14 protein-coding genes are annotated in these 12627 nt (G+C 46.5%); 9 read left to right on the top strand and 5 right to left on the bottom strand.

The window, feature by feature from the left end; genetic code table 11:
• Window positions 1–328 precede the first annotated feature (328 nt).
• Window positions 329–943, top strand: a complete 615-nt coding sequence (locus tag ONE56_RS18385; protein WP_423840696.1) for a fumarylacetoacetate hydrolase family protein — start codon at window positions 329–331, stop codon at window positions 941–943.
• Window position 944: 1 nt separating this feature from the next.
• Here the strand turns inward: ONE56_RS18385 and ONE56_RS18380 are convergent, their stop codons facing one another.
• The 3 genes from ONE56_RS18380 to ONE56_RS18370 all read right to left on the bottom strand — a co-directional run bounded on the left by ONE56_RS18380 (window position 945) and on the right by ONE56_RS18370 (window position 3867).
• Window positions 945–1256 carry an AzlD domain-containing protein gene (locus ONE56_RS18380; RefSeq protein WP_041154032.1) on the bottom strand — a complete coding sequence of 104 codons (312 nt, stop codon included), beginning with the start codon at window positions 1254–1256 and terminating at the stop codon, window positions 945–947.
• A complete protein-coding gene (locus ONE56_RS18375) occupies window positions 1253–1966 on the bottom strand; it encodes an AzlC family ABC transporter permease (protein ID WP_423840695.1) in 714 nt (237 codons plus the stop codon). Before ONE56_RS18375 ends, ONE56_RS18380 begins: the two co-directional genes overlap by 4 nt.
• Window positions 1967–2172: 206 nt before the next feature.
• Window positions 2173–3867, bottom strand: coding sequence for a phospho-sugar mutase (locus tag ONE56_RS18370; protein WP_423840694.1), 1695 nt, complete (start codon window positions 3865–3867; stop codon window positions 2173–2175).
• Window positions 3868–4194: 327 nt separating this feature from the next.
• Between ONE56_RS18370 and coxB the strand changes: the two genes are divergently transcribed.
• From coxB to ONE56_RS18350, 4 genes are read left to right on the top strand one after another with little or no spacing between them, the layout of a single operon-like run.
• A complete protein-coding gene (gene coxB, locus ONE56_RS18365) occupies window positions 4195–5358 on the top strand; it encodes a cytochrome c oxidase subunit II (RefSeq protein WP_423840693.1) in 1164 nt (387 codons plus the stop codon).
• Complete coding sequence (ctaD, locus tag ONE56_RS18360) at window positions 5355–6995, top strand: cytochrome c oxidase subunit I (protein WP_423840692.1); 1641 nt, start codon at window positions 5355–5357, stop codon at window positions 6993–6995. Before coxB ends, ctaD begins: the two co-directional genes overlap by 4 nt.
• Before the next feature lie 21 nt (window positions 6996–7016).
• Entirely contained in the window at window positions 7017–7607 is a 591-nt protein-coding gene (locus ONE56_RS18355; protein ID WP_423840691.1) for a cytochrome c oxidase assembly protein, read from the top strand.
• A gap of 11 nt (window positions 7608–7618) precedes the next feature.
• Window positions 7619–8503, top strand: coding sequence for a cytochrome c oxidase subunit 3 (locus tag ONE56_RS18350; RefSeq protein ID WP_423840690.1), 885 nt, complete (start codon window positions 7619–7621; stop codon window positions 8501–8503).
• Between the two features lie 81 nt (window positions 8504–8584).
• Here ONE56_RS18350 and ONE56_RS18345 read toward each other — a convergent pair whose 3' ends face one another.
• Window positions 8585–8842, bottom strand: a complete 258-nt coding sequence (locus tag ONE56_RS18345) for a DUF2909 family protein (protein ID WP_423840689.1) — start codon at window positions 8840–8842, stop codon at window positions 8585–8587.
• Here ONE56_RS18345 and ONE56_RS18340 point away from each other — a divergent pair.
• Genes ONE56_RS18340 through cyoE form a run of 4 tightly spaced genes read left to right on the top strand, consistent with a single transcriptional unit; the run spans window position 8835 to window position 12074 of the window.
• The gene (locus tag ONE56_RS18340; RefSeq protein WP_331438755.1) at window positions 8835–9620 is read left to right on the top strand and encodes an SURF1 family protein; all 786 of its coding nucleotides are present in this window, start codon (window positions 8835–8837) and stop codon (window positions 9618–9620) included. The two genes, ONE56_RS18345 and ONE56_RS18340, sit on opposite strands and share 8 nt — an antisense overlap.
• On the top strand, window positions 9617–10153 hold the full coding sequence (locus ONE56_RS18335) for a cytochrome oxidase biogenesis cluster protein (RefSeq protein ID WP_423840688.1): 537 nt from the start codon (window positions 9617–9619) through the stop codon (window positions 10151–10153). Before ONE56_RS18340 ends, ONE56_RS18335 begins: the two co-directional genes overlap by 4 nt.
• 9 nt (window positions 10154–10162) lie before the next feature.
• Window positions 10163–11182, top strand: a complete 1020-nt coding sequence (locus tag ONE56_RS18330) for a COX15/CtaA family protein (protein ID WP_423840687.1) — start codon at window positions 10163–10165, stop codon at window positions 11180–11182.
• Window positions 11175–12074: a heme o synthase gene (gene cyoE, locus ONE56_RS18325; protein ID WP_423840686.1), complete on the top strand. Its 900-nt coding sequence runs from the start codon at window positions 11175–11177 to the stop codon at window positions 12072–12074. The genes ONE56_RS18330 and cyoE overlap by 8 nt, the downstream gene beginning before the upstream one ends.
• Before the next feature lie 71 nt (window positions 12075–12145).
• Here cyoE and ONE56_RS18320 read toward each other — a convergent pair whose 3' ends face one another.
• On the bottom strand, window positions 12146–12619 hold the full coding sequence (locus ONE56_RS18320) for an FKBP-type peptidyl-prolyl cis-trans isomerase (RefSeq protein ID WP_041154024.1): 474 nt from the start codon (window positions 12617–12619) through the stop codon (window positions 12146–12148).
• Window positions 12620–12627: the final 8 nt, after the last annotated feature.

Here is a 12627-nt window from a genome sequence, read left to right as displayed (position 1 = left end):
TCGTTATTAATAGGCTTTCTTGCCTGATGTGTTGACGCTAAGGTAAAGGGAAAAAATGAACGAGAGATGTCTGTTACATGATGATTTTATTTCATTTTTATTTATGGAAGGCGTTGTGTTCCATCAGTTTTGTGAATAAGTAACCGTCGAACAGTGCAACCAGTTTAAGTGTGTGAGAGAGCCAATCATCGCGATCTTATTCTCAATCTTAAAAACACTCAAAAAAACGAGTCGAATGTCTTATTTTTAACATTTAAGGTAAGAGAAGCAGTGTCGTCACAATAAGTGATTAGATTATCATGATGCTTTTGAGTTTCAGGGAAGAGTCATGAGCAAGATCCAACAAGAGGAAAGCCAAATCGAAGTCGGTAAGGTGGTATGTGTCGGGCGCAATTATGTCGAGCATATTCAAGAGCTTGATAACGCAATACCGGAGCAGATGGTGGTGTTTAACAAACCTTCTACCTCCATATCGACGACCTTAAGTTCGTTTCATCAAGAACCTTTGCATTATGAAGCTGAAATTTGTTTCCTGATTGAAAATGGGCAGTATGCAGCCGTCGGTTTAGGATTAGATCTGACTAAGCGTGGGCTGCAATCCATACTAAAAAAACAGGGACTTCCTTGGGAGAGGGCGAAAGCGTTCGACGGTTCCGCTGTTTTTGGACGTTTCATTTCTCTTGAGGGATTAGATATTCATGCTCTCAACCTAGAGCTGTTGATCAATTGTGTTCATGTTCAAAAAGGGCACGTTAAGCACATGCTTTATCCGCCGCTAACGATTTTGGAAGAGTTAAGCAGTTATACAACATTGGAAGATGGTGATGTGGTAATGACTGGAACGCCAAAAGGCGTTGGGGAAGTGCATAAAGGTGACGTTTTTCTCGGCCGACTGAAGTGTGGCGACGTCACCTTGTTAGAAACGGAATGGGTGGCGAGCTAGGCTAGAATAAGAGCCTGAGTACAAGAAACAAGACCATACTTACTATCGTTGTGAGTAATACGTTTTTGGTCAAATAGGCAATTAAAACGGCGACGAGTGCGGCTAGTAAGAACGGATTCTGTACTTCCAGGCTGAGCTCTCCGTCGGGCATAAACACGATAGGAGCCCAAATCGCGGTAAGTACTGCAGGGCTTGCGTAATTCAGCACTTTTTGCGTCCTCATCCCTAACCGTAGCGGCAGCTTTGGTTCGAGAAACAGGTAACGGCTAATAAATACCAGAACCGTCATAAGCAATATCGATAGCATGATCATTGGCGAGGCTCCTTGAACTGCTCTACAAAATAACCACTTAACATCGACATGAGACTTGCGATCATTAAGCTGCCTTCTATCTGGTAATAAGTCAGGGTGACGGAGGTGATCAACGCCACCACTACGCTTGTCAGTACGGCGAGATTTTTTATGGTGGGCACGACAATCGCGATAAACGTGGCGGCTACCGCAAATTCGAGCCCGATCTCATTCAGTTCTGGTATTAGGCTACCCGCAACAATGCCAGTGAGTGTGGCAAGGTTCCAAACCAAATAAAAGCTCAAACCTGCACCAAGTGCATACCAGCGATTAAACTGTTTGTCACAGTGATGACCCACAATAGCAAACAATTCGTCGGTTAACAGGAATCCGAGTGATAACCGCCACTTGAGAGGAAGTGGCGAGATCTTGCTGCGCATGGAGACGCTGTAGAGGAAGTGTCGTGACGTGATAAAAAACGTGGTAAGCAACATAGTGACCAGACCGGCGCCAGCTTTTATCATGCCCATCGCAACGAGCTGAGCTGAACCAGCAAATAAGATCGCAGACAGGGCCTGCCCCTCGAGAGGGCTGAGTCCGCTATCAATAGCAAAAGAGCCAGCGAGTAACCCCCAGGGAAGTACCGCGATGCTAAGTGGCAGCATAGCTATTGTTCCTTGCCAAAACAGTGCGGCTTTTGATTCTTGCTCTAAAGGCAACGTATTTTCCATAATTTATGTGCAGTAATTTCTAATATTTTATTGAGAATTGAAACAGCCAGATGATCAAATACTTATTCGGACAGACCCTAGAGTAATTCGTTGTCTCAAAAACAACAAGAGGCACATCATGTGCCTCTTGTTGTTTGTTCACACATATCCCTTTACTACTTGCCGCCTACCTGTAATTCCAAGTAGTTTGAGTAGACATCGCTTGGTTATAGGCTTTGCTGATGCGCCTCAATCAGGGCATTCATCTTATCTTCAGCGGCCTGTTGAGCTTGCACATAGGTCATGTTATTCGGAAAATCTGTAATCACTTCGTAGTAGCATTTCAGCTTAGGCTCGGTGCCTGATGGGCGCACGATCACGCGTGATTGATCATCTAAGTGGTAAATCAACACGTCACTTTCTGGTAAGTGAATTGTCTCTTGTGAACCGTCGTCATAATGCCTAATCGATGTTTTTAGGTCTTCCGTTATCAGGACTTGTTTACCCGCAATTGCTTTAGGTGGATTGGCGCGCAATTTGTCACCGATAGGTGGTGAGTTTGGATCCAGCGCAATACTGCGTTGCGCGTTAAAGTAGAAACCGTGCTGGCGGTAAAGTGCTTCTAACTTATCCCAAAGTGTTTTTCCTTGCGCTTTGAGTTTTCCGGTTAATTGCGAAAATGCAACAATTGCAGACAGGCCGTCTTTATCCCACACTGTGTTGCCAACGGTATAGCCAAGAGCTTCTTCGTAGGCGAACAAAAATGGATGTTGTTCCGTCTCTTTCTCCATGGCGACATTCGTCAGCCACTTGAAACCGGTTAGGGTTTGGTAGTACTCGGCTCCGTGCGCTTTGGCGATACTGCTTAACAGACGGGAAGAGACGATGGTATTCCCAACCAATGAATTAGGTTGTTGCTCCAACAAGTAGTCACCAAACAGTGAGCCAACTTGGTCACCCGTTAACATTTGGTATTCACCATCGGCGCGCTTTACGGCTACCGCGAAGCGGTCTGCATCAGGGTCATTGGCGCAGGCGATATCCGCATCAACAGATTTACCAAGCGCCATGACCATGTCCATTGCGCCCGCTTCTTCTGGGTTCGGAAAGTTCACGGTTGGAAAGGTGCCGTCGGGTTCACGCTGTTCCGCAACACTCGCCACTTTCTTAAAGCCAGCGTCCGCTAATAGGGTTTCTGCCATTTCTGCCCCAACGCCATGCATCGCAGTATAGGCGATAGAAATGTCCGTATTGTTGTCAGCGTTAAGAAGCGAGCTCGCGTTAATCGTGTCGCGATAAGTTTGGTAATAGTCATCGTTCAGCCAAACCAGTAATCCGTGAAGCTTCGCATCATCAAGTGACATGAGTGGTAAAGGTTTAGTGGTTGCTTCTTCAATTTTGTCTGCAATGCCGGAGTCATGGGGAGGAATGATTTGCGCCCCATTTTCCCAGTAGACTTTGAAACCATTGTATTCTGGCGGATTATGGCTTGCTGTTACCACTACGGCTGCTGCAGCATTAAGTTCACGAACGCCAAAGGCAACGATAGGGGTAGCTGCGACTTTATGAGTTAGGTACACCTTGATTCCCTGAGCTGTCAGTACCGACGCGGTATCATGTGCGAACTGTTTAGAATCTGGTCGGCCATCGTAGCCTATGACGACGCCACGAGAGCGAGCCTCTTCTACCTGTTCTATCAAATAGTGACCAAGGCCAGTAGCCGTTTCTTGAATGACCAGTCGGTTCATACGGTTTGGACCGGCACCGACCTTGCCGCGAAGCCCCGCGGTCCCAAAAGCTAGTCGAGACCCAAAGCGATCACTCAGTTCTGCTTCATCTTGAATGTCGATGAGGTGCTGGAGTTCTTCACGGGTTTTAGGATCCGGATCTCGTTCTAGCCATTTATCAATGAGTGCTGTCATATCTATTTTCCTTAGCAGGGGAGCCTACTGTTTCGACGCTTTTATTGTAGTCATGTCTTTGTGTCTCTGTGCTAATTAATGTAAATGGTTATCAATTCCAATTCAAAGAGGGCAATCGATAAACTGAAATTATTTTTTAGGTTTGAACAAAACTTAATCGTGTTTTATTTCTTGAAGAACCTTAGAAGTATAACTAGCCTTTAACATAAATATAACAAACCGTATCCAAATCGCAGTTTCTGCGATTTTTCGTAAATTTGTTCGATATTTGCATCGAGACGCAAGGAAGCTCGCGCTGGCGTAGCGGCTGAGCAGAGGAGAGATCTTTTGAAAAGATTAGCAACTACTCTAGCCTTATCATTGAATGTGATGTTAATCACCTTTTCATCTTACACTTGGTCAAATGAAAGCAGCTACAACATGACCAAGGGCGTAACCGAAATCAGTGGGCAAGTGTATGAATTGCACATGCTTATTTTTTACATTTGTTGTGCGATTGCCCTAATCGTTTTTGGGGTAATGTTTTACTCCATTGTTCGTCACCGTAAGTCAAAAGGCGCGGTTGCCGCTCATTTTCATGAAAGCACTAAAGTCGAGATTATTTGGACGGTTATTCCGATCATCATCCTCGTTGCGATGGCTATTCCTGCGACCAAAACCTTAATAGCGATGGAAGATACCAGTCAATCTGACATTACAATAAAAATCACTGGCTCTCAGTGGAAGTGGCACTACAGCTATTTTGGTGAAGACGTCGAATTCTACAGTTTGCTTGCGACCAGCCAGAAGCAGATCGACGGAGTAGAAACCAAAGGCGCGCACTACCTCCTCGAAGTCGATAACCCGCTTGTTCTTCCAATACACCGCAAAGTGCGTTTTCTTCTTACTTCTGATGACGTCATTCACTCGTGGTGGGTGCCGGATTTTGCCGTGAAGAAAGACACGGTGCCAGGATTTATCAATGAAGCATGGACTCGGATTGATGAACCAGGCGTATATCGAGGCCAATGTGCAGAGTTGTGTGGCAGAGCACATGGCTTTATGCCAGTGGTCGTTCATGCCATGCCTGAAGACGAGTTTGATCAATGGCTGATGGCTAAGAAGGAAGAAATTGCATTACAGAAAGCGGCTGCACAAGAAGCGCTAACGCAAGATTTATCAATGGATGAATTAATGTCTCAAGGTGAAGCTATATACACTGCCCGCTGCGCAGTTTGTCACCAAGCGAGTGGTGAGGGTATTCCTGGGGCATTCCCAGCGATTAAGGGCAGTCCGGTAGCAACAGGTGATGTCGCAGAGCATATTGGCGTCGTTGTAAATGGCCGCCCAGGAACGGCGATGCAATCATTTGCTAACCAACTCAGTGACCAAGAAATTGCAGCCGTGATTACCTATCAGAGAAATGCGTGGGGTAATGACACGGGCGATACAGTTCAAGCTTCCGACGTCAATGCCTTTAAGGCACAAGGTAGTGCTAAGGAGGAAATATGAGTAAGCCAGCCGATAGAGCAGTGAAGTCTGCGTCAGTTGAAGCACAAACGTCTGCCAACTCTACGATTGCGATTGATGATGACCACGATGTACATCATGCTCCTAAAGGGATCGCACGTTGGTTGTATTCGACGAACCACAAAGACATTGGCACCTTATACCTCTGGTTTAGTTTTGCCATGTTCCTTACTGGTGGTGCGATGGCCATGGTGATTCGTGCTGAATTGTTTCAACCCGGCTTACAACTGGTTGAGCCTGAGTTCTTTAACCAAATGACCACCGTTCATGGTTTGGTGATGGTATTTGGTGCTGTGATGCCTGCATTTACGGGGCTGGCAAACTGGATGATTCCGATGATGATTGGCGCACCAGACATGGCACTGCCGCGTATGAACAACTTGAGCTTTTGGATCTTACCTTTTGCCTTTCTCATTTTACTGAGCTCGCTGTTTCTACCTGGCGGTGGCCCTAACTTTGGCTGGACATTCTACGCGCCGCTTTCTACCACGTATGGACCGGACAGCACTGCGCTGTTTGTATTCTCTATCCATATTATGGGGATCAGCTCGATCATGGGCGCGATTAACGTCATTGTGACCATCGTGAACATGCGAGCGCCAGGCATGACGTGGTTTAAAATGCCAATGTTTGTCTGGACATGGTTGATCACGGCATTTTTGTTGATTGCCGTTATGCCGGTTCTCGCGGGGGCGGTCACTATGGTACTTACCGATAAATACTTCGGGACTAGCTTCTTTGATGCGGCGGGTGGTGGTGACCCTGTCATGTTCCAGCATATTTTCTGGTTCTTTGGTCACCCAGAAGTGTACATCATGATCCTACCGTCATTTGGTATTGTCTCTGCCATCATTCCGGCGTTCAGTGGCAAAAAGCTGTTTGGCTATCATTCCATGGTTTACGCGACGTGCAGCATTGCTCTGTTGTCATTCCTTGTTTGGGCCCACCATATGTTTACAACGGGCATGCCCGTATTTGCCGAAATCTTCTTCATGTACTGCACCATGCTGATCGCAGTTCCCACAGGTGTGAAAGTGTTTAACTGGGTCGCGACCATGTGGAGAGGCGCGTTGACCTTTGAAACGCCCATGCTGTTTGCTATCGCGTTTATTGTTCTATTCACCATTGGCGGCTTTTCAGGATTGATGCTCGCTATCGTGCCGGCGGATTTCCAATATCACGATACCTATTTTGTTGTGGCGCACTTTCACTATGTTCTGGTTTCTGGCGCGGTATTTTCCATTATGGCGGCAGCGTATTACTGGTTGCCGAAATGGACCGGGCATATGTACGACCACAAGCTGAGCCTTTGGCATTTCTGGTGCTCGATTATTTCGGTCAATGTTCTCTTCTTCCCAATGCATTTCTTAGGACTGGCAGGAATGCCGAGACGGATTCCTGATTATGCCATTCAGTTTGCCGATGTGAATCAAATCGTCTCGATTGGCGGGTTTGCCTTTGGACTTTCGCAACTGATCTTCCTTTGGTTGGTGATCAAATGCATTCGTGGTGGTGAAAAAGCCCCCGCGAAACCATGGGAACGTGCGGAAGGCCTTGAATGGACGGTGCCGAGTCCTGCACCTCATCATACGTTTACTACCCCACCCAAAGTGGATTAAAGGCAAAGTGAGGTGAGTGCGATGAAACCGAGTCGATCCAATAAAAAACTCACGATCAAGTTGTTGTTGGCAACCTTGCTTATGTTTGGCTTTGGATTTGCCTTGGTGCCGCTTTATGACGTGATGTGTGATGCGCTGGGCATCAACGGGAAGACCAGTGACGTTGCGGCCATACAACCAGCCGGAATGGTGCCAGACATGAGTCGAACGATACACGTTGAATTTATGGCGCACGTAAGCCCAGAGATGCCTTGGGAGTTTAAACCTAAAGTCATTTCAATGGAGGTTCACCCCGGAGAAGTTGTGCAAACCGAGTATTTGGCGTTTAACCAAAGTGGACAAAAGCTTGTAGGGCAAGCGGTACCGTCCGTTTCTCCGGGAAATGGTGCAGCTTATTTCAATAAGATCGAGTGCTTTTGTTTTCATCAGCAGCCACTTAATGGGCAGCAACACGCCAAAATGCCGTTAATTTTTTATATAGAACCGGACGTGCCGAGTTCTATACACACACTGACGCTGTCTTACACACTCTACAAACTTCCTCCTCAGACAGGCGAAGCGCAAGCCGTAAGCCTCTCAAGGAGTGAGAAACAGACCAATGAACGTCTGTAAGGAGAGAACTTATGAGTAACAAACCAGGGACGTATTATGTGCCCGCTCAAAGTAGTTGGCCGATCATCGGAGCGTTTGCCTTGTTTCTGGTTGCGGTTGGGGCAGGGATGACTGTACAGGGAACGCAGAGTGAAGGTGCGGTAGGCCCAATAGGAAAAATCATACTTGCCGTGGGCTTTTTGTCTCTCCTATATATGTTAGCGGGTTGGTTCAGCAACGTGGTGACTGAATCGTTAACGGGCAAGTACAGTGCACAAATCACCCGTTCATTTCGTCAGGGGATGAGTTGGTTCATCTTTTCTGAAGTGATGTTTTTTGGCGCGTTTTTTGGCGCTTTATTCTACGCCAGAATGATCTCAGTCCCGTGGTTGGGCGGGGCGGATAATAACTTTATGACCAATGAAGTGTTATGGCCTAGTTTTGAAGCCGTATGGCCGCTGACAACCACACCTGGTGGTGAGACAACACAAGCCATGCCTTGGCAGGGGATACCGCTGACGAATACTATTTTGCTTCTATTGTCGTCTATCACACTGCATATGGCGCATATCAGTCTTGAACGTGATAAAAGAATGGCCCTGATAGTTTGGCTGGAAATTACCATCGTGCTAGCTGGGTTTTTCTTGTTTTATCAAGCGGAAGAGTACATCCATGCGTATCAGGAAATGGGATTGACGCTTCAGTCGGGTGTGTACGGAAATACCTTCTTTATGTTGACCGGATTCCACGGTATGCACGTGTGCCTAGGGACGATCTTCTTACTGGTGCTGTTGTTCCGAATTGCCAAAGACCACTTTTCTCCCACTAACCATTTCGCGTTTCAGGCGGGCAGTTGGTATTGGCACTTTGTTGATGTGGTTTGGCTCTGTCTGTTTGTATTTGTTTATGTCCTTTAGCGCCAAGTTCTCATGACTTGGTATATCGCTAATGTCGTTAGGGAGACAACCTAGAGATAGATTTAGTGACACAGAGCGTTGTTAGTAGGGCCTGGGGTTAGGCGTCAACCATCCCAGACTGAGCGCCATAAGAAGAAGGATGATGACCACAGCAGAAAATATGACACGGCGACCTAGATAATGACTCATGGACTTGTTTTTCTTATCCGTGCTTTCCTCTGAGTCTTCGCTGCTATCTGAGTCATCACGCACCATTTCAATGAGCGCTCTCGCGAGGTTGAAAATAATGAAAAGCAATAATAGGACCAGCGTTAATTTGAACAGGAATACGATGGACATATCACCTCCGATTTCATCGATATTGGTGTCAAAGTGGGTTTGGTTTGCGATTGGTTTAACTGTGGTTGTGTTTTCTCTATTGGTCAAACTCGGTTTTTGGCAACTGGACAGAGGAAAAGAAAAACAAGCGCTGGAACAATCTATATTAGCCCGTGCTGACGCGCCCTATCAGAGCCTAGAGAGCGTACTGGAACGGAATGACTGGCGTGAAGAAAGTGTGGTTGGCGTCAAAGTGAAAACAGAGGTGAAGCCAGAGCCACTGCCTGTGATTTTACTCGATAACCAAACTTATCAAAGTACAGTTGGCTACCTTGCTTTCCAAGTGGTTTCGGTGGGGCAAGATCCCAATACGCTGGCGTTGTTGGAATTAGGTTTTGTGGCTGGAGGAAACAATCGCTCTACTTTACCTGACGTGATGAAAATCGAGGCTCCGCTAATGGTAACTGGTCGGTTATATCGTAAATCGATGAACCCGCTCAGCTCGGAATTGATGCCTGAAATAGGTAATCCAATTCGGGTGCAGAATCTCAATATCTCTCAGTTGAGTCAGCAGTTAAACATTGAGTTGATGCCAGCCGTTATTCAACCGAACAATTTGGAAAACTGGCCTTATGCATTCCCATGGAATCCGCTGCCATTAACCAGTGCAAAGCATTTTGCCTACTCGGTTCAGTGGTTTGCAATGGCAGGCGTATTTTTATGTATCAGCGCGGTGATCTTTGTTCGTTGGTTAAGAAAGGCAGGTTTAAGAAGCCGTAAACATGGAGGTGAGCTATGACATCTCAGGTAACAAGAGGACGACTCGTCCTGATTTCATTGATTGGTTTATTCGCTTTGCCTGCGATTATCGCCAAATTGATTTTGAGTCAGGGCTGGTACCACAGTGGTGTCACTAACCGGGGAACCCTGATTGAACCCTACACTACGCTTGAGCAATTAGGGCAAACAACGCCACAAACGATTCACGGCTGGCAACTCGCGTATGTTGTCCCCTCACAATGTGATGATGAATGTCAGCAGCAGTTGTACTTACTTAAACAGAGCCACACAGCGCTGGGTAAGTACCAAGAGCGCGTCGTCCCCGTGTTATGGACATCGGAGTTGTCGGGTTATGTCGATTCAGGGATGGAGACAATGACAATGAATGCTTTGGTCTCGGCAGCTGTTCAGCAAGGGCAGGTGGTGATTGTGGATCCTTTAGGGCAGTTAGTTATGTCCTATACCCCTGAACCTGAAGAAGATTTAGTTGCGCTCAGTAAAGATATGCTGGCGGATTTACGCAAATTGCTTAAGTTGTCTCGAGTGGGATAGGGGGAAGCGATGACATTAACTCGGATGGTGAAAATAAGCCTATGCCTTACATTGGTGGTCATTATGCTCGGAGCTTACACTCGTTTATCCGATGCAGGGTTGGGGTGCCCGGATTGGCCGGGATGTTATGGCCACTTGTCGGTGCCTCATCATGAAGAAGATGTACTAAGAGCGAACATGAACTTTCCAGACCGTGCCGTGGAACATGAAAAAGCCTGGCTCGAGATGATTCATCGATATTTTGCCGGAACTCTGGGCATTATGATTGTTGTAATAGCAGTGATGTCAGTGCGAGCAGAGCGTGTGAATCCTTCCATTCCCATCATGCTTTGTTTGCTCGTCGTTGGGCAAGCAATGTTGGGGATGTGGACAGTAACGCTCAAACTCATGCCGGTTATAGTGATGTTGCACTTACTGGGAGGCTTCACACTTCTGGCGTTACAAGCGGTGTTTTATTGTCAGTTGCACACGCAGCGGCACCACTACGTTTCACCATCGACCAGTTCGGTTCGTCTGTTTTCTTTGCTTACCTTTGCCGTCGTGTTTATACAAATCGTTTTGGGTGGATGGACATCGTCTAACTACGCGGCGTTAATGTGCAGCTCGCTGCCTATTTGTGAAGGGGACTGGGTCAGTCATTTATCTTGGAGAGAGGCGTTTTCTTTTTGGCAAACTGGATTTGATAATTATGAATTTGGCGTCCTTGAATATCCTGCGAGGATGACCATTCATGTGTCTCATCGTATCGGTGCCATTATCACAGGGCTGGTGGTCTTGACTTACTCTATCATGCTGTTGAAACAGGATGCCTATTACTCTCAAAAGGTGGGAATGTGGATTGGCATCGTACTGGTATGTCAACTGCTGCTTGGTATTAGCAATGTTGTCTTTCAGCTTCCCATATATGTGGCGGTAGCACATAACCTAGGCGCCGCTATTATGCTGAGCCTCATTTGTGTGAGTCAATTTTATCTATGGCAGGGTCAAACGGACTGGAGCCATAAAGCGAAAGGAGTTCGCTATGAATAAAGAAGCGGTATTGTCACTAGGAAACCAAAAACGAACGAGTTCAACTTACATAAAGCTGACTAAACCGAAAGTTGTCGCCTTGATGTTAGTGACGGCAATCGTTGGGATGAGTTTAGCTCCAGTGGCGAGTTTTCCTTGGTTGCAGGCAGTAATTGGGCTTACCGGTATTGGATTGATGGCGGGGTCAGCTGCGGCATTCAATCATCTTATTGATCGTCGTGTTGATGCAAGAATGGCGCGCACCCACAAACGTCCTTTGCCATCAGGTGAAATCAAACCGACTCATGTCATGATGTTTGCAATGTCATTGGGCGTGATTGGCTTTACGCTGCTTTACGCCTGGGTAAACACGCTTACTGCATGGATGACCTTTTTAAGTTTGCTTGGATATGCTGTTGTTTACACCATGTATCTAAAGCGCGCCACGCCACAAAATATTGTGATTGCAGGCATTGCTGGTGCGATGCCTCCTCTATTGGGTTGGACTGCTGTCACCGGGGAGTTACACGGTAATGCGTGGTTGTTGGTGATGATCATTTTTATATGGACACCGCCTCATTTTTGGGCGTTGGCCGTTCATCGCGTTGAGGAGTATCGTAAGGTGGACATTCCGATGCTACCGGTCACACATGGCATTGATTACACCAAAACATCGATTTTGCTGTACACCGTATTACTGACACTGGTTTGTATTCTGCCAGTGCTAGTCGGAATGGTGGGCATGCTTTACCTGTTCTCGTCTTTGATTCTGAACGCTGGCTTTATTTATCACGCTTGGAAATTGAAGTTTGCACCAGAAGCACATAGTGCAATGGAAACCTTTAAGTTTTCCATTTATCACCTGTTTGCACTGTTTGTTGCTTTGCTCGCGGACCACCATATCGGTTTTTAGAGGTCAGTAGGGCAATGCTAAAGATGAACAAATAACGCCGCGATAAGTGAAGTCGCGGCGTTTATATTTGTTTATTGAATTTCCAATAACTCGATATCAAAAATCAAGGTACTTGCTGGTGGAATCGGGCCAGTGCCATTTTTTCCGTAGCCTAGCGTGCTAGGGACGAATAAACGAATCTTTTCACCTTCGACCATATACTGCACGCCCTCTTGCCAGCCCTTAATCACTTGATTTAGACCAAATGAAATTGGCTCTCCGCGTTCAACTGAGCTATCAAAGACCGTACCATCGATTAATGTGCCGTGGTAATGCACTTTTACTTTACTGGTCGCCGTCGGATGAACGTCACCAGTGCCTTTCTTAAGCACCATGTATTGAAGTCCGCTTTCTGTCGTGATGACACCATCTTTTTGGGCGTTTTCTAACAAGAACGCTTGCCCTTTGGCAAAGTTTTCGTCTGCTGCTTTATGGTTTGTCCAGGTGCGGTAAATGAAAAAGGCCGCCAAAACAAAAATGATAATAGGGAACAAAAATTTAGACACGTTAACTC

It is taken from the genome of Vibrio mytili (assembly GCF_049563345.1).
In the GTDB taxonomy this organism is placed as follows: domain Bacteria; phylum Pseudomonadota; class Gammaproteobacteria; order Enterobacterales; family Vibrionaceae; genus Vibrio; species Vibrio mytili.
Note: the sequence above shows the minus strand (reverse complement) of the source record. Positions and strands in the feature narration are given on the sequence as shown.

Excerpts from the sequence above, each read along its gene's own strand:
- ONE56_RS18385 (WP_423840696.1), top strand. The coding sequence starts at position 329 with ATGAGCAAGATCCAACAAGAGGAAAGCCAAATCGAAGTCGGTAAGGTG.
- ONE56_RS18380 (WP_041154032.1), bottom strand. The coding sequence starts at position 1,256 with ATGATCATGCTATCGATATTGCTTATGACGGTTCTGGTATTTATTAGC.
- ONE56_RS18375 (WP_423840695.1), bottom strand. The coding sequence starts at position 1,966 with ATGGAAAATACGTTGCCTTTAGAGCAAGAATCAAAAGCCGCACTGTTT.
- ONE56_RS18370 (WP_423840694.1), bottom strand. The coding sequence starts at position 3,867 with ATGACAGCACTCATTGATAAATGGCTAGAACGAGATCCGGATCCTAAA.
- ctaD (WP_423840692.1), top strand. The coding sequence starts at position 5,355 with ATGAGTAAGCCAGCCGATAGAGCAGTGAAGTCTGCGTCAGTTGAAGCA.
- ONE56_RS18355 (WP_423840691.1), top strand. The coding sequence starts at position 7,017 with ATGAAACCGAGTCGATCCAATAAAAAACTCACGATCAAGTTGTTGTTG.
- ONE56_RS18350 (WP_423840690.1), top strand. The coding sequence starts at position 7,619 with ATGAGTAACAAACCAGGGACGTATTATGTGCCCGCTCAAAGTAGTTGG.
- ONE56_RS18340 (WP_331438755.1), top strand. The coding sequence starts at position 8,835 with ATGGACATATCACCTCCGATTTCATCGATATTGGTGTCAAAGTGGGTT.
- ONE56_RS18345 (WP_423840689.1), bottom strand. The coding sequence starts at position 8,842 with ATGTCCATCGTATTCCTGTTCAAATTAACGCTGGTCCTATTATTGCTT.
- ONE56_RS18335 (WP_423840688.1), top strand. The coding sequence starts at position 9,617 with ATGACATCTCAGGTAACAAGAGGACGACTCGTCCTGATTTCATTGATT.
- ONE56_RS18330 (WP_423840687.1), top strand. The coding sequence starts at position 10,163 with ATGACATTAACTCGGATGGTGAAAATAAGCCTATGCCTTACATTGGTG.
- cyoE (WP_423840686.1), top strand. The coding sequence starts at position 11,175 with ATGAATAAAGAAGCGGTATTGTCACTAGGAAACCAAAAACGAACGAGT.